Source organism: Helicobacter sp. TUL (genome assembly GCF_002287135.1).
In the GTDB taxonomy this organism is placed as follows: domain Bacteria; phylum Campylobacterota; class Campylobacteria; order Campylobacterales; family Helicobacteraceae; genus Helicobacter_F.
Map to the genome: position 1 here is coordinate 1 of NZ_NESU01000001.1, position 21,705 is coordinate 21,705.

Genomic DNA, 21,705 nt, shown 5'->3' on the forward strand with positions numbered 1-21,705 from the left:
ATTTGGGATTGCTTATAGAGTTCTTGCACATGCGGTGCAGGTAAAAAATCTAATGGCAAGCGCAAATGCCTATCACCAAAATCCATATAATCAAAATCGATACCATAATCTGCAACATTCCAATTTGTGCGGACATTCTCGCCTGTAAAAAATATTCGCACACATTCATATCGCAAATGTGTGAAACCAAAGGGACCATAGAGCAAAAACTCCGGATCTTCACTATAACACACATCATATTTTTGAGATAGAATCTGCACAAAAGGATTGGCAAAAAAATTCTCTTTTGTATCAGATGAATGCCAATCTACCACACGCATATATACTATTGGTTTCATACTTCTCCTTATGTTGGCATAATATTATTTATTTTGCAAAATTTGCAAAAGCAAATCCCTATTGTGCAAAGATGCACGCACTCTCACTGCTGGAATCTCCAAAAGCGTACGCTCTCGCACAGCACTATCGCGCCATAGATTCTCATCGCGCAACAATACTTCATGAGCATATAGACAATCTAGCACTTGTTCTTTTTCTCGCCTCAAAAGCGCAATGATAAAAAACGCCATATCATCTGTAATATCATAATCTCCCACATTGATAGCACAGCTAAAAACAGGGGTATTTGGTTTAATCTGCATTGCCATAGCAACGCGATAGCGCTCCCCAACTGGGATAGAATCTCGCAATTCCAGCTTATAGGATACAATGGCTTCTACCTCTATCCCTTCAAGATTCTCATTATATTCTAATTCATCAAGGCTTTGTGCTGCCCACACATTTGTAGCAAGCAATAGCCAAAAAACACTAAGGCTTTTGCAAATCTTTAACATGCTGCTCAAGTTCTATGACACGATGACTAATCCCAGCACTCGCATCAATTTGTGTCATTATCATATAAAGATTAAGCACACTAAGCACCAAAACCAAACACACACAAAAAAGGCTAATTTTTACTGCCCTCTTGGCAATCTTTGATGAATCTTCCTCGCGTATGGACATATTTAAACCTCCTTTTGTAAAAGATATTTGCACCCTAGTGCAATAAGCATACCCACACACATCAAAAGCACGATACATGCACCAGGACTGATATTAAGCCAATACGCAAGAAAAAATCCAACCCACATAAACACCAAGGAAAGCACAAAACCAATAAACATCATCGCTCTAAGCGATCTCACAAATAATTGTGCAATATAGGCAGGAATACACAAAATTGCAAGTACAAGAATAAGCCCTGCCACACTCATACTCATCACAACCCCAATCGCGATAAGCACAAAAATTATCCGATTAAGCCACATCGTGCCCACACCCTGCACACGACAAAATGCCTCATCATACAAAAACCCAAGAATCTGCCTATAATACACGCCCACAAAACACAACAAAATCACATCATACACAGCGATAGCCTGTGCTTCTTCATCACTCACAGCGATAATTGAACCAAAAAGATAGCTTGAAATATCACTATTATATCCGGGTGTAAAGTCAATAAGCACCACGCCTAGCGCCATACCAAATGCCCAAATTGCCCCCATATATGAATCTAGACGATCTTGATAATGCCTATTTGCCCACGATAAAAACAATGCCAACAAAATTGCAAACAACATTGCACCCAATGTGGGTGAGAATCCACAAAATAATGCCAATCCAACACCACCAAATGCACTATGTGCCACACTTCCTGCAACAAATACCTTCTTATTTGCTACAGCAATAGATCCTATCACGCCACTTACAATACTTACCAAAAATGACACCAAAAGAGCCATCCACACAAATTTCAAGCTCATAATTTCAAGCAAAGATTCTATCATGGCTCAGCCTTGTTGTTTGTTGCCTGTGCATTTGTGAGCTGATAAAACAAATCAATTTCACAAAAATGCTCGCTAGAAGAATTTTCTGGGACTCCAATATTTGGGACATCATGAAGTGTCGCGGTTTTGTTGATATAAATAATTTTTGTAGCATAACGCAAAATCGATGACAAATCATGGCTAATCACGATGATACTCATACGCGAACGCAAATCTTGGAGAATCTTAAAAATCTCATCTTGTCCCTTCACATCAATACTTGCAGTAGGTTCATCAAGCAACAAGATATCGGGTTTGGCGCATAACGCCCTTGCAATCAGCACCCTTTGGCGCTCACCTCCGCTTAATTGTCCGATTTTTCGCTTGGCTAAATGCGCGATCCCAAGATTATGCATAATCTCCATTGCATACGCCTTTTGTTCTTTATTGGCGCGTAAAAAACCTTTTTGCAAAAATCCCATCATCACGACTTCATAGGCACTTATAGGAAAATCCAGATGCTCCATTGTGTTTTGCGCGACATAGCCTATGCGTGGATTTGGAGAAGTATAGCGGATATTGCCCATGTGTGGTGTGAGCAATCCAGCTAAAAGTTTGGCAAATGTGCTTTTGCCACCACCATTTGGACCTATGATAGCCACAAATTCGTGAGGCAAAAGTGTAAAATCCACAGATTCTAAAATAGGCTCACGCCCATAACAAAAACAAAGCTTTGAAACTTCAAGTAATGGTGTCATTGTTATTTTTGTGTAGCTATAGCCTTTGCATATCCCAACATAGCCTCCGCCCAATTCTCTTGCAATGAATCAAGCTCTACAATCTGCAAACCAAGCTCCGTGCTTAATGCCTGCACTTGTTTTTTTGCAAATTGTGGTTGCAAAAAAATAGTATGAATACCCTTTTGCTTAATTAGTGCAATCACTTCTTGTAAATGTGCACTCTTAGCTTCTTTGCCTTCAAATTCTATTGCAATCTCCTCTAACCCATATTCACTAGCAAAATAATGCCACGCAGGGTGATATACCACAAACACCTTTTTGGCATTAGGCTTAGCAAATATCGCCTTAATCTCAGAATCTAAGGCATCAATCTCGTGAAGAAGTTCCTCATAATTTTGTTTATAAAAATTTTTGTTTTTAAAATCAATACTTGCGATGGCACGAAAAATCTCCTTAGCTTGAATCTTCATAAATGTAGGAGAGAGCCAAATATGTGGATCATGTGCGACTTTAAAGCCGTATTTATTAAGGGCGCTTGGCATATCAAGAAAATACAATTTTGGATTTGTAGATTTAAAGCGATGAAGCCATTTTTTTTCAAACGGCATACCCACGCCGACATAGATTTGTGCTTCTTTGATATCGCGCATCTGCAATGGTAGCGGCTCATAAATCTCTGGAGATTTCCCATTTGGCACCATTACTTTAACCTCAACAAGATCTTTTGCAATTTTTTGCACCAAATAACTTTGTGGCAACACACTTACCATAACCGTAATCTTTGCCTGCGCAATAGATCCAAACAACAATACAAACAACACAAATATATATCTCACAACTATACTCCCTTAAAATTTTACTATTTTTGTATCTGTCCTTGCGCGATATTTTGAGATAATATTGTCATATCCGACATCGCACCTATACGCTCTAACAAGGTTTTAGAATGCCTAAACATACCATTATATTCTTCGCCAACATGCAAGGTAGTAATCACCACACCACCAAGCATATTTTCATATCTCTTACCGCTTGTAACACTCCACGCGCTGTGGGCAACAATCACTCTGCCTTGTGAATGCCCCAAATAAATCATAATATGTCCTTGTAACCACAAAATCGTGTAAAACGGCGTAGCGTTGGCGATAATATAAGCTTCCTTATCTGCGGGCGACATTTTACTTAAATCTACGCTGTTTTTTCCATAAAAAACCTGTGTCTTGGAATTGCGTGGCAAAAAAATGCCATTGTGCGCAAAAATATCTCGCACCAATGCTGAACAATCTCGCTCTTCATACATACCTCCCCAGCCATATGGTCTCCCCATAAGCTGCGTGAGAAAATCCGCTACAAGTGCTTGGTCAAGCTCTGAAGGAAATGGAATAAAATCTTGCTTTTTTACCTTGAGGGTGTGAATCTTTGCTCTGCCATCATCTTGACGCACAATATTGTATATCTCATAAAAATCTCCTACCTTAGCCTTGAGCGCAAAAATCTGCCCTATTCTTGCCTGTGTTACAAAATATTTTTTAGAATCTAGTAATGCGATTTTATCCCTATTTGGCGTGATATATGATCCCCAACTCATAATCTGCTTGACATCTGCATCACTTAGGGTTGCTACATCTTGTGCTTCCACCCACCCATACACAAAAGCAGATTCTATATGTGCAAAGCGCCGTGAGCTATCATAATGCGTAATGAGCACAGGTGTGCCACTAAAAATCAGTGAATTTTGCCATCTATCAAAAGGGTATCCATCGCGCTTAGAAAATTTTGGTAGCATACTAGGGACTGCTCGAACATGCGTATTTTTAGTAATGATAGCCTTTTGATTTGCACTCGGATAGAGATCAAGCTGCATAGAATCTAATATCTTTTGCCCATCGGCTAATGTATAAGGTTTTAGATTCTCGCCCCACCCATGTGATTTTAGCAATGAGGGACGAATCCAAAATACCTCATCAACATTTGGATTGGGTCCTTTTTGTAACCACGGAGAAAAAAACTTTTGAAGATAATCTTTTTGCAACGCCTTAGAATCTAGCTTAGTAAATTCTAGTGTATCTTGAGGGAGATAATAATTGGCATTTTGAGGAAGTGTGCTAAGATCCTTTGGTGTGAGAATCGTAACCTTTTTTTGCGAACATGCCCCAAGGATACACGCACACAGCGCCAAAACACAAAATTTGCCAACTCTATTTGCAAGATTCATCACTGCATATTACCACTACAATAAAACTTGCAAAACATTTTCATCATAACCCACGATGACTACATCGCCAGATTCTATCACAGGGCGTTTGATAAGCGTAGGATTTTGGAGCATAGCTTGGATTTTTTGCTCATCATTGAGATTTTGTTCTTTTAAGCCAAGTTTTTTGTATGTCGTGCCTTTGGTATTTAGCAAAACTTGCAAGGAAGTTTTTTGTATCCAATACACAATTTTATCTCTACTTGGTGGCGTTTTTTTGAAATCCACAAACACATATTCCACGCCATGAGATTCTAAAAAACTACGAGCCTTTTTGACACTGCCACAATTTGGTATACCATACACTTGCACCTGCATTGCCACTCCTTATAATCTTTAGTCTTTTTTGGTTTTTTTGTATTTCCAATACAATACATACGCCACACTTATAACACATACAAACACAAGCAATGAATATCCTGCAATCCTTGTCCAACTTTTAATCTCACTCTCTTGGGTTGTTACATCTTTGGAGGTAAAAGCGTGTATGATGTTTGTAATCTCAAAATCCGCCCCAAATGTCGCACCAATAGCATATCCAATCCACACAAGGATAATAACCCAAATCCCAGCACCAAGCGAAGTATAAAAACAAAATTTTGCAAGATTCATACGCGCAAGTCCTGCAGGTAGCGAGATGTATTGTCTCACACCCATAATAAGTCGCCCTACAAATGTACTAATCTCTCCATGTTTGGTAAAATACGCTTCCATTTTTTGCATACTTGATTCACCAAAGAAAAAATACTTCCCAAATCGGATCAAAAACTCGCGCCCAAATTGCAAAGCAAGCCAATAATTTAATAATGCCCCAACCAATGAACCAGCCACTCCAACAAGCGTAGCTATCACAGGATTCATATCACCTCTATATGCTAAGTATCCAGCGGGTATCATCACTACTTCTGAAGGAAAAGGGATAAAGCTAGATTCTATAAACATCATCACAAAAATCCCCAAATATCCCATATCACCAATAAAATTTACAATCGTTTCAATGATTTGCCCAAACATTACATTCCCTTACATCAAGCTAGAGCCAACTAGCCTTACAAAAATTAAAGCCAATATTATACTTGCTTTTGTTATAATCATCCCTTTAAAAAATCACAAAAATTTTAAGGAAAACATGAAAGAATTATTTGAGGGAGCTATCAAGTTCCAGGAAGAAGATTTTGTAGCTCACCAAGAGCTATATGAGAGTCTCAAAAAAGCACAAAATCCACATACATTATTTATCAGTTGCGCAGATTCACGCGTGGTGCCAAATCTCATCACAAATTCCGATCCAGGAGATCTCTTTGTTGTGCGCAATATTGGCAATATCATTCCACCATATACAGAATCTAATGGTATGCGTCAAGGCTATCTCGCTACCACATCTGCCATAGAATACGCTATCACCATTCTTGATGTGCAAAACATCATCATATGCGGGCATAGTAATTGTGGTGCTTGCACGGCAATCTATGAACCACCACAAAAACTAGAAAAAGCGCCATATGTGCAAAAATGGATCGAACTCCTAGAGCCCGTGAAACAAAAAGTGCTCGCACTCAAACCTAGCTCCAAATCCAAGCGTATGTGGCTGACTGAACAAATCAATGTCGAGCAACAACTTGAGAATCTTATGACATATCCATTTGTCGAGGAACGCTTTGATCGTGGTGAGCTAAATATTTATGGTTGGTATTACATTATCGAAACTGGGGAGATTCTCAACTACAATATGATTAAAAGAGAATTTAAGCCCATAATCCAAAAAGAAAAGGAAAAATAATGTCTGAAAAAATGATCCTTATGAGCGGACCTTGCGTTATTGAAAGCTATGAAAATCTTAGCCAAACCGCAAAAGCACTCGCACCTATCGCACAAAATCCTAATATTGATTTTTATTTCAAAGCAAGTTTTGATAAAGCAAATCGCACAAGTTTAGATTCCTACAGAGGACCGGGTTTGCAAGAGGGCTTAAAACTTTTAGCCCAAATAAAGCAAGAATTTGGATATAAAATCATTACTGATATTCACGAAAGCCACCAAGCCCAAGCTATCGCTGAAGTAGCCGACGTGATTCAAATACCGGCATTTTTATGTCGCCAAACCGATCTCATCGTAGCAGTGGCAAAGACTTCAAAAATTGTCAATGTCAAAAAAGGGCAATTTATGAATCCTGCTGATATGAAACACACGGTGCTAAAAGCTATAAAAACGCGTGGTGGTGATGCAGCCACATATGAGCAAAGCAAACATTATGGAATCTGGCTTACTGAACGCGGTAATAGCTTTGGGTATGGCAATCTCGTAGTAGATATGCGATCGCTTGTTATTATGCGTCAATTTGCACCTGTAATTTTTGATGCAACCCATAGTGTGCAAATGCCTGGAGGACTTGATGGCAAAAGCGGTGGTGATAGGCGTTTTGTCCCATACCTCGCGCGTGCAGCAGCAAGTATAGGAGTAGATGGATTTTTTGCAGAAACACATCTAAATCCAGAATCTGCTCTTAGCGATGGCGCAAATATGGTGCCCACACAAGAGCTTTTTGGATTGATAGAAGATTTATTACGCATACGATCGCTGCTTCCTAGCTTACAACCACTCACATTATCATAAAGGAGAATACGATGAATACGATAGAAGGTGTGCTACAACTACGCGGAGATGAAAAAGTAGCAATCATTAGCTCACGATTTAACCATATTATCACCGATAGACTTGTAGAAGGCGCTAGAGATTGTTTTTTGCGCCATGGAGGCAATGAGGATTTACTAGATTTGGTGTTGGTGCCTGGTGCATACGAAATACCCTTTGTCCTACAAAAACTTTTGACACAGGGAGATTATGATGGAATTTGCTGTCTTGGGGCAATTATCAGGGGCGATACACCACATTTTGATTATGTCGCTGCAGAAGCCACAAAAGGCATAGCAAATGTGACACTCAAATATGGCGCAGCAGTAACTTTTGGTGTGCTCACCACAGATTCACTTGATCAAGCCATTCAACGCGCTGGTAGCAAAGCAGGTAACAAGGGTTTTGAATCTATGAGCGGACTTATAGAACTCATCAACTTATATCAGAATCTAGGAGTGTGATATGGCGACACGCACACAAGCACGAAATGCAGTGCTTGGGATTTTATACGCGTATGACATTGGCAATCACACAGCCATAGAGGAAGCCACACAGATTCTAGAAGAAAAAAAGATTCGCCACAAACAACAAGATTTTGCACTAGGACTTATTCAGGGTGTGCTTACAAATCTCGAAAATCTTGATACGCTTATCAACACACATTTAAAAGAATGGGATATTAGTCGGCTTGGGCGGATTGAATGCTCAATTTTGCGGCTTGGTGCATATGAGCTTTGCTACACACAAACCGATGCACCCATTGTCATCAATGAAGCAATTGAGCTTGGCAAGATATATGGCGATGAAAACGCACCACGACTTATTAATGGTGTGCTAGATTCTATACAAAAAATAACCAAAACCACAAACATACAAAACCTAGAGGACACAAAATGAAAGCACCAAAGCTTTGTGTAGCGCTTGATTTACCAACAAAAGAATCTAACCTTGTCTTAGCACAATCCCTCAAAATCCATAGCACAAACTTGTGGCTCAAAGTGGGATTACGAAGTTTTGTGCGTGATGGCAAAGAATTCTTAGAAGAATTACGCAATATTGGGGATTTTAAACTTTTTTTGGATCTCAAGTTGTATGATATTCCAAATACTATGCTTGATACGCTCGATGAGATTCATAAACTTGGCATAGATATGCTGACAATCCACGCTAGTAGCGGTGTTAAGGCGATGAAGGCTTTAGCACAATACAAGCAAGAAACTCCCAACGCACCGCTTATTCTTGCGGTTACAGCACTTACAAGCTTTGATGAAGAAACCTTTATGCAAATCTATAACGCACCTATTCTCAATCATGCGCGTAATATGGCAGTTTTGGCATATACAAGTGGATGTGATGGTGTGGTGTGTTCGTGCTTTGAAAGTAAGGCGATAAAAGAAGCGACACACGAGTCATTTCTTACGCTTACACCTGGCATTCGTCCATTTGGAGAAGAAAGTAGCGACCAAAAACGCGTGGCAGACTTGGCATTTGCCAAAGAAGCTAAAAGTGATTTTATTGTCGTGGGACGCCCTATTTATAAAGCACAGGATCCAAAAGGCGTAGTTACAAAAATTTTAGAATCCCTCCAATCATAACCCAAAACAATGTAGTAACAAGGCATAGCAAATTTGCTATGCACACACCTTGTTATACTCCTGCTTCCTCTTTGCGTTGCAAATACTCCCAACGTGCATCGACATCTTTTTGGAATTGTTCGATAATATGTTCATTTTCTGGCTTGAAAAGATGTTTAAAGCGTCCTTGCGCACCTAGATAATCTCGCACTGGTATAATATTTTTTGGTCGATAGGTAATGTGTAATTCTGTTCCATTAATCACCTCAAAAAGTGGAAATACAAGTGAATCTACCGCTAAATCACTAATCTCCACGGTTTTATGTGAATCAAATCTCCATTCAGTCGTGCAAGCACTCATCGCATTAATAAATGTCGGTCCCTCTGTTTCAAGCGCAGTCTTAATCTTTTTGTTCATATCTTTCCATTTATTAGGTGCAACTTGCGCAACATAAGGCGATCCATGCGCTGCCATAATCATAAGGAGATCTTTTTTCTTCTCTTTTTTACCATAACTCGCGCTACCCGCTGGTGTCGTAGAAGTGCTAGATCCAATAGGCGTAGATCCACTTCTCTGCCCTCCTGTGTTGGCATATACTTCATTATCAAGACAAATATAAGTCATATCATGCCCACGCTCAAAGCACCCACTAATCCATTGAAACCCTATATCATAAGTCGCGCCATCACCACCAAAAGCGACAAATTTCGGCTTTTGGCCATTATATTTACCTTTTTTTACCAAAGCCTTATACATCGCTTCTGCACCTGCAACTGCTGTAGATCCATTTTCAAAACCAATATGAATCCAAGGCACATCCCAGCTTGTATGTGGATACACTGCTGTAGAAACTTCCACGCAACCAGTGGAATTTCCTATAAGAATAGGTCCATCAGCGGCATTAAGCACTTCACGGATAATCATACCATGCGCACAACCAGGGCACAAAAGATGCGCGCCTTCAAACTTTTCTGCAGATTTAGAAAATTGTTTAAGATTTTTAATTTCTTTTACCATAATGTATCCTTCCTAAAAAAAGCTTAGTTTAGGACCGCGAAGTCCGATAAATTGCTGTGTTGGGTGTGTAAGCTTACCTGCTTTGGCATTTTGATTAAGCTCTTCATACACTTCAGTTAAATGCGCCTGTGTCAAATCGCGTCCTCCCAAACCATAAATATAATTTGAAACGACTGCCTTGCCCCCTGCAGCATGAATAGCGCTTGTAGTTTCATTAAAGAGCATACCCATAGCACCTGCTGGCAAGCTCCTATCCAAACATGCTATAGCTTTGAGATGCTTAAGTTTTTCACCAAATTGATCAAATGGGAAAGGACGCAATGTGCGCAATGACACAACACCTGCCTTGATACCTTTTTTGCGCGCCTCTTTAGCAGCGATACGAGCAGATTCTACTGTGGTGCCTAGCGCTACAATCGCAACTTCTGCATCATCAAGATCATAAGTTTCTACAAAGTTATAAACGCGTCCTGTGAGTTTTGCAAATTCCTCAAAAACCTCTTTAATCACCTTGTGAGATTCCATAATAGCGTGGTGAAGTTGAGCTTTATGCTCAAAATGCCAATCCTCTTCAGTTTGAGAACCATAAGTCACAGGGCGATTAAAATCTAGCATAGGATTTTTGCTCTTATATTCTCCCACAAAAGCATATGCCTCTGCATCACTAAGCGGACGCACGGTTTGGGCAGTATGCGAACAAATAAAGCCATCTTGATTGACAATCACAGGCACACGCACACGCAAATCCTCCGCGATTCTAAATGCCATAAGATTGAAATCATACGCTTCTTGCGGATTATAGGTGCAAAGATTTATCCAACCAGTATCACGGCTAAGATACATATCAGAGTGATCACCATTAACATTGAGTGGACTTGCTAAGGCACGATTTACGAGATTAAGCACAATTGGCAAACGCATACCAGAAGCTTGATAGAGAACTTCAACCATTAATGCAAAACCTTGCGAACTTGTAGCAGTAGCCACACGACCACCAGCAGCAGCTGCACCCACACACGCACTCATAGCAGCGTGTTCTGATTCTACCATTACAAACTCTCCATCAATATAGCCATTACCCATAAATGTGCCGTAATTTTGCACAATAGGCGTAGAAGGGGTGATAGGATAGGCAGCTACCACATCGATTTGGGCTTGTCGCATCGCGTGAGATGCAGCCATATTACCATCCCATACCTCAATTTTTTGCAATTCCATAACTTTTGACATAGTTTCTCCTTAGCTTTTCTTTTTGTCTTCTTTTTGTGGCCATGCACTCAAAGCTTCTTGATTATCCTTATGATCTTCAAACATTAATAAGGATTTTGGATTCGTAGGGCAGACATCTACACACACACCACAACCCTTGCAATGCACATAATCCACACCGGCTAATTTTTCATCTCGTGCCAAAATAGCGCCATCAGGACAATACACCCAACAATTAAAGCAATTAATACATACTTGAGAATTATGCACAGGCTTTTCTACACGCCAATGTGCTACACTCGCGGTAAAAGAGCTATCTCGTGTATATTGTCGTTTGTCATTGTGTTCCTCGATTTGGACTTGCGCATCACTACCAAAAGGGAAAAGAGCCGATCCGATCTCTAATTCATTCCAGCCTCTATTATCCATACTGCCTCCTTATGCGTTATTGCACTTCATCATAAGCGCGTCTAATGGCTACCATATTGCCATCAATGACTTTTTGTGGAAGTTTTTTACCAAGCACTTTTGTAAAAGCTTTGAGAAAAAATTCCAACTCTAAAATCCCAGATACTTTCATTAATGCACCAAGCATAGGAGCATTAGGAATAGGTTTGCCAAGTTCTTGGAGAGAAATCTTGATACAATCAAGAGTGTGAATCTTTTTGCCCTGTAATTGTGGCTTTTTCTCTAACAATTCATCTTTAGAAAGGTGTGTTGTAATGATGTATTGTGTCGTAGGTTTTTCATGCTCACAAATATCAGTGATAAAAACAAGTCCAGGATCTATCACAAGCACATAATCAGGATTCATAAATTTCTCGTGGTTGAGTATAGGTTCTGAATCTATACGATTATAAGCTGTCATCGCAGCCCCTCGCTTAGCTGAGCCATAAAATGCAAATGCTTGCACTTCTTTGCCTGTCCCAGCAACCACATCGGCTAGACCTTTTGCTCCTGTCACCGCACCTTGACCAGCGCGCGAATGCCATCTAATCTCTAGCATTTTTACTCCTTATTTCTTAATAAAGTGCTTTGAGAGAATATCTTCTTTCAAGTAGCGTAATTATAAAGAAAAAGACTAAAGTAAAAGTAAAACTTTACTAAATTTTAAGTTTTTTATAGCAAAATGTGTGTATTTGTATCATCTGCACACTATATTCCTTCTTTTGGTAATATTTATTTTTAATTTTATACTCTAATGTATAGAAATGCAGCATACAGGGGAATTACATGATTTGTGGGATTGATGAGGCTGGTCGTGGATGTATATGTGGCAGTATGTTTATGTGTGGTGTGCTGGGCACAGAAGAAACCTTAGAGAATCTAGGTATCAAAGATAGTAAAAAACTCTCTGAATCTAAGCGTAAAGCCATTGCACAAGAGTTACAAATCCTTGCCAAACAACATCATATCGCATATCACATAGTCGAAAAAACTGCTACACAAATAGATTCACAGGGATTAAGCGCCTGCTTAAAAAGTGCGCTTACAGAAATCACAACATATTTTTCCTCACAAACTCATGCATTTATCTTTGATGGCAACACTACCTTTGGACTTACGCTCAAAGCCCCACAAACACTACAGACACTCATCAAAGGAGATTCTAAACATCTACTTATTGGTGCGGCATCTATCTTAGCCAAAGTGGCAAAGGATACGCAAATGCACCAACTCCACGAACAATACCCACATTATAATCTAGCTAGCAACAAAGGCTATGGCACCAAAGCTCATATACAAGCGATCTCGCGATATGGCTATACACCATTTCATCGGCGAAGTTTTGCAATCACGCCAACTCTTGATCTCTAAAACCACGCTCCAGCCACTAGCCTTAAAACCCTACACATGTCGATAGGAAAGTGCTTCCAAAATATGAGGCTTCATAATCATTTCACTTTTAGCTAAGTCCGCGATTGATCGCGCCACTTTTTTGAGTTTATTTTGCGCACGCATACTTAAACCAAAGCGCACGCTTGCTTGTTGCAAAAGTGCTTGACTTTCAGAATCTAACACACAAAACTGCTCAATCTCTCTTTCACTTAGCTTACCATTAAAGCCCTGTTGTCCTCTATTTTTGGCAAATACAAATGCCTCAAACACCATTTCTTGCATGCGCTTAGAATCTACACTGGATTCTGCGTGTGTTGCAGATTCTTCTGTCATTTGCACAAATATATCAATCCGATCCAAAAATGGCTCACTAAGGCGATTTTTATACGATTTAATCTCTTTTTCTTGGCAACGACATTCTTTTATAGAGCTTAGTAAATTACCGCAAGGACAAGGGTTTTGCGCTCCTATAAATAAAAATAGTGTCTCATATTCAAGCTTAGAATGCACCCTAGAAATACTAAGTTTATGATTTTCTAAAGGCTCACGCAGAGATTCTAAAATATCGCGCTTAAAATGTGGCAATTCATCAAAAAACAAGATTCCATTATGTGCAAGTGCCACCTCACCGGGCTTTGGCTCAAACTGCGTAGCAGATCCCAAAATACTTGCTTTTGAGGCACTTTGATGAGGATTTCTAAATGGACGCAATGGAGAATATGTGCATTCTTGCGCACTTAAAGATTGAAGTTTTAGCGTATGCATAATTTCTGTAAGACTCATGGGTGGAAGAATGTAGCGCATTCTTTGGGCAATCATACTCTTACCACAACCAGGACTACCTTCAAAAATAATATTATGCAACCCCACAGCAGATATAAGAGCCGCGCGTTTAGCTATCTCTTGTCCGCGAACTTGTGCGAAATCTAGCGCAAAATCCTGCATATAATAATACCGCTTGCCATCTATTTCAAGGTGCATAAAATCTAGATTCTTTGGTGCATTTGTGGGCTTTGTGTCTTTGGTATCTTGCATATTCCATGTAGAATCTTGAGCATCTAAAATTTCAAGTGCTTGTGACAAATCCTTGGCAAAATGCAAACAAAGATTAGGGATAACGCCTAAAATCTCTTGTGCGCATTCAGGGACAATGACATTGGCATTTGGCGATAACACGGCAAGATCAAAAAGCAATGGAAAAATACTTTGAGTATATTTAATCGTTCCATCAAGTCCCAACTCCCCAAAAGCAAACCACGGCTCCCTAAGCTCTAGATTCATAGAATGCAAAATAAGTGCAATAGGCAAATCAAAATAGCTACCACTTTTGGCAATATCTGATGGTGAAAGATTAATGGTAATTTTTAGCGGTGGGAGTGCAAAACCTGTCTTGACAAGTGCGGATTGAACGCGTTGTTTAGATTCTTGGATAGAGCTTGTCGCAAGCCCCGTGATACTAAAACTTGGCAATCCTCTTGTAAAAGCGGATTCTATCTCGATAATCTTTGTTTGGGTGCCAACCAAGCTTGCACAAAAAATTTTATTTGTCATGCTTAGAATCTAGCAACACTTATTTTGTCTTTTTATGCTCTTTCTCAAATTTCTTACGCTTGAGAATAGGAAGCTTATCGACAAAAAGCATACCATTGAGATGATCAATCTCATGCTGCAGTGCCACACTCAAAAAATCATCGGCTTGGAGGACTTTATCATTTCCAAAACGATCCTTATACGCGAGTGTAACATGTGAAAAACGCTTCGTTTCTTCATAATATTCTGGCACAGACAGACAGCCTTCATTCCATACAATCTCGCCCTCTTGTTTCAAAAACACAGGGTTAATAATCTCAAGCATATCTTCTTTGTGTTGCTCATTATCTTCTTGGCGTGGAATATTAATAACAAGAATCTGCTTATCCACACCCACTTGTATTGCCGCCAATCCCACGCCATTATGCTCAATCATCGTCTCATACATATCATCAAGTAATGTATGCAGAGCCTCATCAAACACCTCTACAGGCTTTGATTTCTTGCGGAGCCGCTTATCAGGGTATTTCAAAATTTCCAAAATCACTATCAAAATCCTCTTCTTGTGTATCCTCGCTAGAGATTGGCTTAAAGATCTCAAGTTTTTTGTTTTCTGATTTTGCGATTTCTAAAGCCGATCTAGCGTTTTGTATATTTTCTTGTGGCGTGCTATTTGGATCAAATTTTGTCGCACCTACGACCACATCTAAGGCAATTTGCACATCATCTAAAAATACCGTGCTTTTTTTGAGTGAATCAATAAGTTGTGTGCCCACATCACGAATATTAGCATAACTCACATTTTTCATAAAAATAGCAAGTTCTGTGTCATGTAGCGCACAAATACTATCTTCTTTCCCAATTTTATCAAGCAAGATTTTAGAAATCATCTTGATAGCACTGATAAGTGATTTTTTACTTTTTAGGCTATCTAAAAGTGTATTGCTAAGTGCCACGATAAAAAGCGCGTTTTCTCCAGCAAAATCTTTCCCAATAAGACACTCGCGATCAAGTTTTTGGAAAAAAAACTGCTTGTTATAGATACCAAGCACGACATCAAACATAGATTTTTTTTTGATATTCAAAAAATCCTCATACATTTTGGTGTAGTTTTCCACCACAACTTTTGTTTGATCAAAGATTCTTTTATATGTTGTATTGGTGCTATTGAGAAGAATCGTGACAGCATTTTTCACTGCAAGAGGGTTTTCAATCTTATCAATCTCTCCAAGCTGCGAAAACATCTTGGCTTCAAAACTTTCTAATTGTTTGCAAAGCACCCCAACTTGCTCAAAAATGCTCTTAAGATTTGTAAAACTTTTATTTATGGCGGTTTCAAGCGCAATCACATTCGCGTTGTTATGCCGAGATTCCAATACATTACGAATCTTATTTCTAACATCTTCGTTTTGCTCTTCATTGAGGTTGCGCTCAAAAATACTCTCAAAGTTTTCTGGAAATGGAAAGATATGCTCATCATCAAGCATTTGAAATGTTTTTCTAGAAATTTCGCTAAGTTTTTCTTTTGTAATATTATCAGTAGTATCTGCACTCTCATCAGCATACCCACTAGATACATCACTCTCTAGCTCTAATCCCAAACTTCCAAAAAAATCATTGTTGTTATCTGGCATATCTCACTCTACTTCAAACTTTTGTTTAAAATCTCATCAATGAGTCCATATTCCTTAGCCTGCGCGCTACTCATAAAAAAATCTCGCTCCGTATCTTGCGAAATTTTCTTGATATTTTGCCCAGTATTGTGTGCCATAATTTCATTAAGCGTTTTTTTAAGGCGCAAAATCTCTTGTGCTTGAATCTCAATATCCGTGGCTTGTCCCTGCGCTCCACCCAATGGTTGGTGAATCATAATGCGAGAATTTGGCAATGAATAGCGTTTGCCCTTTGTGCCACTACTAAGCAAAAAAGCTCCTGCACTTGCTGCTTGTCCGATACAAATTGTGCAAACATCAGGGCGAATATAATTCATCGTGTCATAAATACTAAAAGCACTTGTAATAACACCACCTGGAGAGTTAATATAAAAATTTATGTCCTTTTCTGGATCTTCTGCTTCCAAAAATAAAAGTTGCGCTACGATAGAAGACGCAACATAATCATTAATCTCGCCACTTAATAAAATAATGCGATCTTTTAGTAGGCGAGAATAAATATCATAACTTCGCTCACCGCGTCCTGTGCGCTCTATCACATAAGGAATATATCCACTCATAACTACCCTTTATGCTGAAGTGTCTGGTGTTTGTTTGCTAGACTTTGATTTCGAGGCTTTTGGTTCTTTGGTACTTGTGCTTTTTTTATCTGTGTTAGATTCTAATTTAGAATCTAGTAAAAAAGTTAGCACTCTATCTTCTATCATAGCCATTTTAATTGCTGGTAAAAGATTATTTTTTTGATAATACTCAATAGCCGCTCTTGGATCTTGCCCCATCATCATTGCTTCATAATAGATTGTTTGCAATGCTTCATTATCTTGAATCACAATATTATGTTTGCATGCTAAAGCGTCCATAATAAATGTGATTTGCACGCTCTTTTTTGCATCTTCTTTGAAACTATCGCGCTTTTGTCTTGCTTTTTGTTCATCATTTTTGAGCGATTCAAACTCTTCTTTTGACATAGTATTTAGTGCATTTCTAAATAAAATATCCATTTCTTGTTCAACAATCAATTCAGGAAGATCAAAAGTAATTTCTTTTAGCAAGGCTTGAAGCAATGTTTCTTTTAGCTCCTTGTTATAGAGATCTGTTTTGCGTTCCATCTCAAGCTGTTCTTTTATGGCATCTTTTAAGCTCTCAAGTGTCGCATCTTGACCCAACATACTTTTTGCAAACGCTTCATCAATTGCCACTGCATCTTTTTGCATAATTTTATGCAATGTGATAGCAAAAGTCGCTGGTTTCCCCGCCAAATGCGCAGCTTGATAGTCTTTTGGGAATGTTACTTCAATATCTCGTTTTTCGCCCTTTTTCATACCAATAAGCGCATCTTCAAAACCTGGAATAAATTGATTTGATCCAATAGTAAGATTAAAGTTTTGTGCTCTACCACCATCAAAAGCTTTCCCATCAACAAAGCCTTCAAAATCAATAACTGCCGTGTCATCTTTTTGCAATGCTCTATCTTGTGTTGCTTCAGAAAGTGGGGCACGAGATTTAGCAATCTCTGCTAAACGCTCATCAATTTCTTTAGCACTTACGGATTTAAGTTTTACTTCTGGCACACAACCTTCAACTTTATCAAGGCTAAATTCTGGTGTTGTGCTAATTTTTATCTCTACATCAATAGTGTTGTCCTTACTCTCAAATTTTGAAATAAGAGGATTCCCAAGCATTGCTTGAGGCTCTATACCAAGATCTTTTAAGCCTGCTTGCAAAAGGTCTTGCACCGCTTCTTGCTTAGAATCTTTATCTATTTGATCTTTATATCGTGATTGTATAAGATGTGCTGGAACCTTACCTTTTCTAAAGCCATCGATTTTCACGCTCTTGGCGATTTTTTTAATCACATCTTGTGTTTTTTGCTCCAACACATCTTGTGAAATCACACCACTTACCACAGCATTCGCACTATCTAGTCTTTTTGTTTGTAGATTCATACAATTCCTTAATTTAATATTTGCTCGAGTATAATTTGGCGATTGTAACTAAAAAAACCTTAAAAAATTTAGGATATTTATGTCATTACAAGAAATTCGCCAAAAGCTTAAAAACACTAACCTTTCTCCAAGCTATGGTAGTATCATAAAAATTATGCCAAATATGATTGTGGCAAGTGGTATACGTCCAAGCGTGGGAGATATTATCGAATTTTCTAACCCTCTAGATTCTCTATCAGAACGCAGCACCAAAGATTTGGGTATGGTGAGTGCAATCGAGAAAGATCATTTTTATATCAATCCTTTTTCGTTTGTCGAGGGGCGAAAAAGTGGGGATTATGTCCGCGTTATTACACAAGGTTTGCAGATTCCTGTTGGAAATGCCCTTTTGGGGCGTGTGATAAATCCACTTGGAATCCCTATAGATGACAAAGGAGCGCTACATGCAGAATCTAGCACTCCTCTTATGCGAGAGCCTATTAGCGCACTCAAACGAGGCGTTATTGATGAAGTCTTTAGTGTAGGTGTCAAAAGTATCGATGGCTTACTCACCTGTGGCAAAGGACAAAAAATGGGAATCTTTGCTGGGTCTGGTGTGGGTAAATCTACACTTATGGGCATGATTGTAAGTGGTTGCAAAGCGCCTATCAAGGTAATCGCTCTCATAGGTGAGCGTGGTAGAGAAGTGCCAGAATTTATCCAAAAAAATCTCAATAACAATATGGATAATACTATTATTGTTGTAGCCACAAGCGATGATTCACCGCTTATGCGTAAATATGGCGCATTTAGTGCTATGGCTATTGCCGAGTATTTTAAAGAGCAAGGGCATGATGTCTTGTTTATTATGGATTCTATCACACGCTTTGCTATGGCACAACGCGAAATAGGCTTGGCACTTGGTGAGCCACCTACAAGCAAGGGCTATCCACCTTCATCTCTCACGATTTTACCCCAACTCATGGAGCGTGCCGGAAAAGAAGAAGGCGTGGGATCTATCACGGCATTTTTTACCGTGCTCACTGAAGGCGATGACCTTAATGATCCTATCGCTGATCAAAGTCGCTCTATCCTCGATGGGCATATTGTGCTTTCACGCGAACTCACAGATTCTGGAATCTATCCACCAATCAATATCCTAAACTCCGCCTCAAGGGTCATTAATGATGTTATCACACCGCCACACTTACAAGCAGTAAGAAAGTTTCGACGACTCTATGCGTTATTAAAAGAAAATGAAGTTTTATTGCGCATTGGTGCTTACCAAAAGGGCAATGATCCTGAACTTGATGAAGCACTAGGAAAAAAACTTCTTATGGAGGAATTTTTAAGCCAAGAGTTTAAAGACATTTGGGAATATCAAAAAATCATAGAACAACTTCAAGTCATTATGAGCTAAGACTAATATATGCTACAATCTCAAAAGAAATTCTCTTATGTCTTTATAGAATCTAAATAAGCTTAAAGGATTGGTATGAAAAAATTTCTCTTTACTGGGGCAAGTGGCTATATAGGATCACATACAGCATTTTGGTTTCTCACTCAACAGCTAGATTCTCATATTGTGATTTATGATAATCTAAGCACAGGTTTTGAGGAAAATTACGCATACATTACAAAGGTTTTTGGGGATCGCGTGCGATTTGTAAAGGGTGATGTGGGTGATACACATACCCTCTCTAGCCTTATGGCGCAAGAACAATTCGATGCAATTGTGCATTTTGCTGCCTCGCTTATTGTTAGCGAATCTGTAACCCTGCCACTTACATATTACAAAAATAATACACTAAACACTACCCTACTTATCGAGCTTTGCATAAAACATAACATTAATACCTTTATCTTTAGCTCTACAGCAGCGGTATATGGCGAACCAGATGCAAGCCTTGTGCCTGTGCGAGAAAATGCTCCACTAGCTCCTATTAACCCATATGGTGCGAGCAAAATGATGAGTGAGCGTGTGCTTATGGATACACATCGCGCCTATCCACAATTTAATTATGCTATCTTGCGGTATTTTAATGTCGCAGGAGCAAGTAGCGCTAACACGCTAGAACTTTTAGAATCTGCGCAAGGTTTGGGACAAAGATCCAAAAACGCAACCCATCTCATCAAAGTTGCGTGTGAATGCGCGTGTGGTTTAAGAGAGATGATGCATATTTTTGGCAGGGATTATGCGACCAAAGATGGCACTTGTGTGCGAGATTATATCCATGTCGATGATTTAGCAAACGCCCATTTAAGCGCACTAAAATATCTCCAAACACATAATGAAAGTGAAATTTTTAATGTGGGTTATGGACAAGGCTATAGTGTGCTTGAGGTTATCCAAATGGTAAAAAAGGTAAGTGGCGTGGATTTTGCAGTCTTAGATTCTGATCGTAGAGCAGGAGATCCTGCTATTCTTGTTGCGGATAATACCAAAATCTGCACTCTTACAGATTGGAAACCGCAATTTAATGATCTCGCCTACATCATCAAAAGCGCATATGAGTGGGAAAGATTCAGTAAATAATGTTATGTGCCTAAACAATACAGGTGGGAGTATTTGGATACAAAAACAATAAGAATCTAATTTTTTAGACTATAGCTTTTTTAGCCACTTTTTGTAGTGTTTTTCTATTTTGCATGGCGTAAATGCTAGAATCTGTGGCACCTCATAGCTATGATGAGAGCGCAAAAATTTGCGAATTTTCTTATAATGCTTTTTGCGTGTCTTGATACTTAGGGCAATTTCAGATTCTGCGCATATAGCGCCCTGCCAATGATAATAGCTTTGTATTTTATGCGTTTGGACACAAGCAGCAAGGCGTCGCTTACAAAGCTTTTTGGCTAATCGTTTGGCTTCCTTTTTGTTTGGTGCGGTGCTTAAGACTACAAGCGCCATATTAATCCTTTGGCGTATAATTTTCTATCGCTATTTTTTTGATAAGTTTTGCAGGATTTCCGCCCACGATAGAATTTGGCGGGACATCTTTGGTAACGACTGCATTAGCACCCACGATAGAATTTTCACCAATCCTAACACCCGGACAAATAGTTGCTGCTACACCTATCCACACGCGCTTTTGGATATAAATAGGCTTGCAAATGGTAGTAGTGCGATTATAGGGATTAATGTCGTGGTTAATAGTGATGAGATTAACTTTTGGTCCGATAAACACCTCATCATCAATATAGATTCCGCCCCGATCCATAAATGTGCAAGCGGTGTTAACAAAAACATTTTTGCCAAAATATATATTACGACCAAAATCCGTATAAAAAGGTGGTAAAAGCCACAAACTAGAATCCACCTCTCTTCCCATAATTTGACTTAAAATCTCACGCACTTGCTCCTCGCTTTTTTCTCCATTATTAAGCTTGGCGATGAGTTTTTGTGTGTGCTTAATCACTTCGATGATAGGTGCGACTTCAGGATCTCTAGAATCTAGTGGCACACCAGCCAAATCTTTCTCAAAAACATTCATAATCCTATCC

The 21,705-nt window shown here is 39.1% G+C and carries 27 protein-coding genes and 1 pseudogene; 8 read left to right on the plus strand and 20 right to left on the minus strand.

Going from position 1 to position 21,705, the window contains the following annotated elements:
* The 9 genes and pseudogenes from B9T66_RS00005 to B9T66_RS00045 all read right to left on the minus strand — a co-directional run.
* Window positions 1-338 (minus strand): annotated as a pseudogene (locus tag B9T66_RS00005) (hypothetical protein); the annotation flags it as partial.
* A gap of 24 nt (window positions 339-362) precedes the next feature.
* The gene (locus B9T66_RS00010; RefSeq protein WP_095626944.1) at window positions 363-833 is read right to left on the minus strand and encodes a hypothetical protein; all 471 of its coding nucleotides are present in this window, start codon (window positions 831-833) and stop codon (window positions 363-365) included.
* On the minus strand, window positions 808-1,002 hold the full coding sequence (locus B9T66_RS00015) for a DUF5408 family protein (protein WP_257874545.1): 195 nt from the start codon (window positions 1,000-1,002) through the stop codon (window positions 808-810). Before B9T66_RS00015 ends, B9T66_RS00010 begins: the two co-directional genes overlap by 26 nt.
* Before the next feature lie 2 nt (window positions 1,003-1,004).
* Window positions 1,005-1,829 (minus strand): metal ABC transporter permease, encoded by an 825-nt coding sequence (locus B9T66_RS00020; RefSeq protein ID WP_257874546.1) that lies wholly within the window; start codon window positions 1,827-1,829, stop codon window positions 1,005-1,007.
* The gene (locus tag B9T66_RS00025) at window positions 1,826-2,566 is read right to left on the minus strand and encodes a metal ABC transporter ATP-binding protein (protein ID WP_095626945.1); all 741 of its coding nucleotides are present in this window, start codon (window positions 2,564-2,566) and stop codon (window positions 1,826-1,828) included. Before B9T66_RS00025 ends, B9T66_RS00020 begins: the two co-directional genes overlap by 4 nt.
* A gap of 2 nt (window positions 2,567-2,568) precedes the next feature.
* Window positions 2,569-3,384, minus strand: a complete 816-nt coding sequence (locus B9T66_RS00030) for a metal ABC transporter solute-binding protein, Zn/Mn family (RefSeq protein ID WP_095626946.1) — start codon at window positions 3,382-3,384, stop codon at window positions 2,569-2,571.
* Window positions 3,385-3,407: 23 nt separating this feature from the next.
* Window positions 3,408-4,763 (minus strand): NlpC/P60 family N-terminal domain-containing protein, encoded by a 1,356-nt coding sequence (locus B9T66_RS00035; RefSeq protein WP_095626947.1) that lies wholly within the window; start codon window positions 4,761-4,763, stop codon window positions 3,408-3,410.
* A 15-nt stretch (window positions 4,764-4,778) separates the two neighbouring features.
* A complete protein-coding gene (locus B9T66_RS00040; protein ID WP_095626948.1) occupies window positions 4,779-5,120 on the minus strand; it encodes an arsenate reductase family protein in 342 nt (113 codons plus the stop codon).
* A gap of 18 nt (window positions 5,121-5,138) precedes the next feature.
* Window positions 5,139-5,816, minus strand: coding sequence for a DedA family protein (locus tag B9T66_RS00045; protein WP_095626949.1), 678 nt, complete (start codon window positions 5,814-5,816; stop codon window positions 5,139-5,141).
* Window positions 5,817-5,931: 115 nt separating this feature from the next.
* On the opposite strand from B9T66_RS00045, the gene B9T66_RS00050 reads away from it, so the two are divergent.
* From B9T66_RS00050 to pyrF, 5 genes are read left to right on the plus strand one after another with little or no spacing between them, the layout of a single operon-like run.
* On the plus strand, window positions 5,932-6,582 hold the full coding sequence (locus B9T66_RS00050) for a carbonic anhydrase (RefSeq protein ID WP_095626950.1): 651 nt from the start codon (window positions 5,932-5,934) through the stop codon (window positions 6,580-6,582).
* Window positions 6,583-6,593: 11 nt separating this feature from the next.
* On the plus strand, window positions 6,594-7,415 hold the full coding sequence (gene kdsA / locus B9T66_RS00055; RefSeq protein WP_095627130.1) for a 3-deoxy-8-phosphooctulonate synthase: 822 nt from the start codon (window positions 6,594-6,596) through the stop codon (window positions 7,413-7,415).
* An 11-nt stretch (window positions 7,416-7,426) separates the two neighbouring features.
* Window positions 7,427-7,897 carry a 6,7-dimethyl-8-ribityllumazine synthase gene (gene ribH / locus B9T66_RS00060; RefSeq protein WP_095626951.1) on the plus strand — a complete coding sequence of 157 codons (471 nt, stop codon included), beginning with the start codon at window positions 7,427-7,429 and terminating at the stop codon, window positions 7,895-7,897.
* Between the two features lies 1 nt (window position 7,898).
* Complete coding sequence (gene nusB / locus B9T66_RS00065; protein WP_095626952.1) at window positions 7,899-8,333, plus strand: transcription antitermination factor NusB; 435 nt, start codon at window positions 7,899-7,901, stop codon at window positions 8,331-8,333.
* Window positions 8,330-9,031 carry an orotidine-5'-phosphate decarboxylase gene (gene pyrF / locus B9T66_RS00070; RefSeq protein WP_095626953.1) on the plus strand — a complete coding sequence of 234 codons (702 nt, stop codon included), beginning with the start codon at window positions 8,330-8,332 and terminating at the stop codon, window positions 9,029-9,031. Before nusB ends, pyrF begins: the two co-directional genes overlap by 4 nt.
* A 52-nt stretch (window positions 9,032-9,083) precedes the next feature.
* Here the strand turns inward: pyrF and B9T66_RS00075 are convergent, their stop codons facing one another.
* Genes B9T66_RS00075 through B9T66_RS00090 form a run of 4 tightly spaced genes read right to left on the minus strand, consistent with a single transcriptional unit; the run spans window position 9,084 to window position 12,243 of the window.
* A complete protein-coding gene (locus B9T66_RS00075) occupies window positions 9,084-10,028 on the minus strand; it encodes a thiamine pyrophosphate-dependent enzyme (protein WP_095626954.1) in 945 nt (314 codons plus the stop codon).
* A 12-nt stretch (window positions 10,029-10,040) separates the two neighbouring features.
* Entirely contained in the window at window positions 10,041-11,258 is a 1,218-nt protein-coding gene (locus B9T66_RS00080; protein WP_095626955.1) for a 2-oxoacid:ferredoxin oxidoreductase subunit alpha, read from the minus strand.
* A gap of 9 nt (window positions 11,259-11,267) precedes the next feature.
* Window positions 11,268-11,666, minus strand: a complete 399-nt coding sequence (locus B9T66_RS00085) for a 4Fe-4S dicluster domain-containing protein (protein WP_095626956.1) — start codon at window positions 11,664-11,666, stop codon at window positions 11,268-11,270.
* A gap of 16 nt (window positions 11,667-11,682) precedes the next feature.
* Window positions 11,683-12,243 carry a pyruvate flavodoxin oxidoreductase subunit gamma gene (locus B9T66_RS00090; RefSeq protein WP_095626957.1) on the minus strand — a complete coding sequence of 187 codons (561 nt, stop codon included), beginning with the start codon at window positions 12,241-12,243 and terminating at the stop codon, window positions 11,683-11,685.
* 227 nt (window positions 12,244-12,470) lie between these two features.
* Here B9T66_RS00090 and B9T66_RS00095 point away from each other — a divergent pair, with 227 nt between their 5' ends.
* Window positions 12,471-13,055 (plus strand): ribonuclease HII, encoded by a 585-nt coding sequence (locus B9T66_RS00095; RefSeq protein ID WP_095626958.1) that lies wholly within the window; start codon window positions 12,471-12,473, stop codon window positions 13,053-13,055.
* Window positions 13,056-13,085: 30 nt separating this feature from the next.
* Here the strand turns inward: B9T66_RS00095 and B9T66_RS00100 are convergent, their stop codons facing one another.
* Genes B9T66_RS00100 through tig form a run of 5 tightly spaced genes read right to left on the minus strand, consistent with a single transcriptional unit; the run spans window position 13,086 to window position 18,225 of the window.
* A complete protein-coding gene (locus B9T66_RS00100) occupies window positions 13,086-14,627 on the minus strand; it encodes a YifB family Mg chelatase-like AAA ATPase (protein WP_095626959.1) in 1,542 nt (513 codons plus the stop codon).
* A 19-nt stretch (window positions 14,628-14,646) separates the two neighbouring features.
* Window positions 14,647-15,156 (minus strand): peptide deformylase, encoded by a 510-nt coding sequence (gene def, locus B9T66_RS00105; protein ID WP_095627131.1) that lies wholly within the window; start codon window positions 15,154-15,156, stop codon window positions 14,647-14,649.
* On the minus strand, window positions 15,125-16,240 hold the full coding sequence (locus B9T66_RS00110; RefSeq protein ID WP_095626960.1) for a diguanylate cyclase: 1,116 nt from the start codon (window positions 16,238-16,240) through the stop codon (window positions 15,125-15,127). Before B9T66_RS00110 ends, def begins: the two co-directional genes overlap by 32 nt.
* An 8-nt stretch (window positions 16,241-16,248) precedes the next feature.
* On the minus strand, window positions 16,249-16,839 hold the full coding sequence (gene clpP / locus B9T66_RS00115) for an ATP-dependent Clp endopeptidase proteolytic subunit ClpP (protein ID WP_095626961.1): 591 nt from the start codon (window positions 16,837-16,839) through the stop codon (window positions 16,249-16,251).
* A gap of 9 nt (window positions 16,840-16,848) precedes the next feature.
* Window positions 16,849-18,225: a trigger factor gene (gene tig, locus B9T66_RS00120; RefSeq protein ID WP_095626962.1), complete on the minus strand. Its 1,377-nt coding sequence runs from the start codon at window positions 18,223-18,225 to the stop codon at window positions 16,849-16,851.
* 79 nt (window positions 18,226-18,304) lie between these two features.
* Here tig and fliI point away from each other — a divergent pair, with 79 nt between their 5' ends.
* Together fliI and galE are read left to right on the plus strand one after the other, a co-directional pair.
* Window positions 18,305-19,624 (plus strand): flagellar protein export ATPase FliI, encoded by a 1,320-nt coding sequence (gene fliI, locus B9T66_RS00125; protein ID WP_095626963.1) that lies wholly within the window; start codon window positions 18,305-18,307, stop codon window positions 19,622-19,624.
* Window positions 19,625-19,699: 75 nt separating this feature from the next.
* Window positions 19,700-20,740 carry a UDP-glucose 4-epimerase GalE gene (gene galE / locus B9T66_RS00130; RefSeq protein ID WP_095626964.1) on the plus strand — a complete coding sequence of 347 codons (1,041 nt, stop codon included), beginning with the start codon at window positions 19,700-19,702 and terminating at the stop codon, window positions 20,738-20,740.
* A gap of 69 nt (window positions 20,741-20,809) precedes the next feature.
* Here the strand turns inward: galE and cutA are convergent, their stop codons facing one another.
* Complete coding sequence (gene cutA / locus B9T66_RS00135; RefSeq protein WP_095626965.1) at window positions 20,810-21,112, minus strand: divalent-cation tolerance protein CutA; 303 nt, start codon at window positions 21,110-21,112, stop codon at window positions 20,810-20,812.
* A 1-nt stretch (window position 21,113) separates the two neighbouring features.
* On the minus strand, window positions 21,114-21,695 hold the full coding sequence (locus B9T66_RS00140; protein ID WP_095626966.1) for a sugar O-acetyltransferase: 582 nt from the start codon (window positions 21,693-21,695) through the stop codon (window positions 21,114-21,116).
* Window positions 21,696-21,705: the final 10 nt, after the last annotated feature.

Excerpts from the sequence above, each read along its gene's own strand:
- B9T66_RS00100 (WP_095626959.1), bottom strand. The coding sequence starts at position 14,627 with ATGACAAATAAAATTTTTTGTGCAAGCTTGGTTGGCACCCAAACAAAG.
- nusB (WP_095626952.1), top strand. The coding sequence starts at position 7,899 with ATGGCGACACGCACACAAGCACGAAATGCAGTGCTTGGGATTTTATAC.
- cutA (WP_095626965.1), bottom strand. The coding sequence starts at position 21,112 with ATGGCGCTTGTAGTCTTAAGCACCGCACCAAACAAAAAGGAAGCCAAA.
- B9T66_RS00035 (WP_095626947.1), bottom strand. The coding sequence starts at position 4,763 with ATGAATCTTGCAAATAGAGTTGGCAAATTTTGTGTTTTGGCGCTGTGT.
- kdsA (WP_095627130.1), top strand. The coding sequence starts at position 6,594 with ATGATCCTTATGAGCGGACCTTGCGTTATTGAAAGCTATGAAAATCTT.
- B9T66_RS00095 (WP_095626958.1), top strand. The coding sequence starts at position 12,471 with ATGATTTGTGGGATTGATGAGGCTGGTCGTGGATGTATATGTGGCAGT.
- B9T66_RS00140 (WP_095626966.1), bottom strand. The coding sequence starts at position 21,695 with ATGAATGTTTTTGAGAAAGATTTGGCTGGTGTGCCACTAGATTCTAGA.
- fliI (WP_095626963.1), top strand. The coding sequence starts at position 18,305 with ATGTCATTACAAGAAATTCGCCAAAAGCTTAAAAACACTAACCTTTCT.
- tig (WP_095626962.1), bottom strand. The coding sequence starts at position 18,225 with ATGAATCTACAAACAAAAAGACTAGATAGTGCGAATGCTGTGGTAAGT.
- B9T66_RS00080 (WP_095626955.1), bottom strand. The coding sequence starts at position 11,258 with ATGTCAAAAGTTATGGAATTGCAAAAAATTGAGGTATGGGATGGTAAT.
- B9T66_RS00020 (WP_257874546.1), bottom strand. The coding sequence starts at position 1,829 with ATGATAGAATCTTTGCTTGAAATTATGAGCTTGAAATTTGTGTGGATG.
- galE (WP_095626964.1), top strand. The coding sequence starts at position 19,700 with ATGAAAAAATTTCTCTTTACTGGGGCAAGTGGCTATATAGGATCACAT.
- B9T66_RS00045 (WP_095626949.1), bottom strand. The coding sequence starts at position 5,816 with ATGTTTGGGCAAATCATTGAAACGATTGTAAATTTTATTGGTGATATG.
- B9T66_RS00110 (WP_095626960.1), bottom strand. The coding sequence starts at position 16,240 with ATGCCAGATAACAACAATGATTTTTTTGGAAGTTTGGGATTAGAGCTA.
- pyrF (WP_095626953.1), top strand. The coding sequence starts at position 8,330 with ATGAAAGCACCAAAGCTTTGTGTAGCGCTTGATTTACCAACAAAAGAA.
- B9T66_RS00090 (WP_095626957.1), bottom strand. The coding sequence starts at position 12,243 with ATGCTAGAGATTAGATGGCATTCGCGCGCTGGTCAAGGTGCGGTGACA.
- B9T66_RS00010 (WP_095626944.1), bottom strand. The coding sequence starts at position 833 with ATGTTAAAGATTTGCAAAAGCCTTAGTGTTTTTTGGCTATTGCTTGCT.
- B9T66_RS00085 (WP_095626956.1), bottom strand. The coding sequence starts at position 11,666 with ATGGATAATAGAGGCTGGAATGAATTAGAGATCGGATCGGCTCTTTTC.
- B9T66_RS00040 (WP_095626948.1), bottom strand. The coding sequence starts at position 5,120 with ATGCAGGTGCAAGTGTATGGTATACCAAATTGTGGCAGTGTCAAAAAG.
- B9T66_RS00050 (WP_095626950.1), top strand. The coding sequence starts at position 5,932 with ATGAAAGAATTATTTGAGGGAGCTATCAAGTTCCAGGAAGAAGATTTT.
- B9T66_RS00015 (WP_257874545.1), bottom strand. The coding sequence starts at position 1,002 with ATGTCCATACGCGAGGAAGATTCATCAAAGATTGCCAAGAGGGCAGTA.
- clpP (WP_095626961.1), bottom strand. The coding sequence starts at position 16,839 with ATGAGTGGATATATTCCTTATGTGATAGAGCGCACAGGACGCGGTGAG.
- ribH (WP_095626951.1), top strand. The coding sequence starts at position 7,427 with ATGAATACGATAGAAGGTGTGCTACAACTACGCGGAGATGAAAAAGTA.
- B9T66_RS00025 (WP_095626945.1), bottom strand. The coding sequence starts at position 2,566 with ATGACACCATTACTTGAAGTTTCAAAGCTTTGTTTTTGTTATGGGCGT.
- B9T66_RS00075 (WP_095626954.1), bottom strand. The coding sequence starts at position 10,028 with ATGGTAAAAGAAATTAAAAATCTTAAACAATTTTCTAAATCTGCAGAA.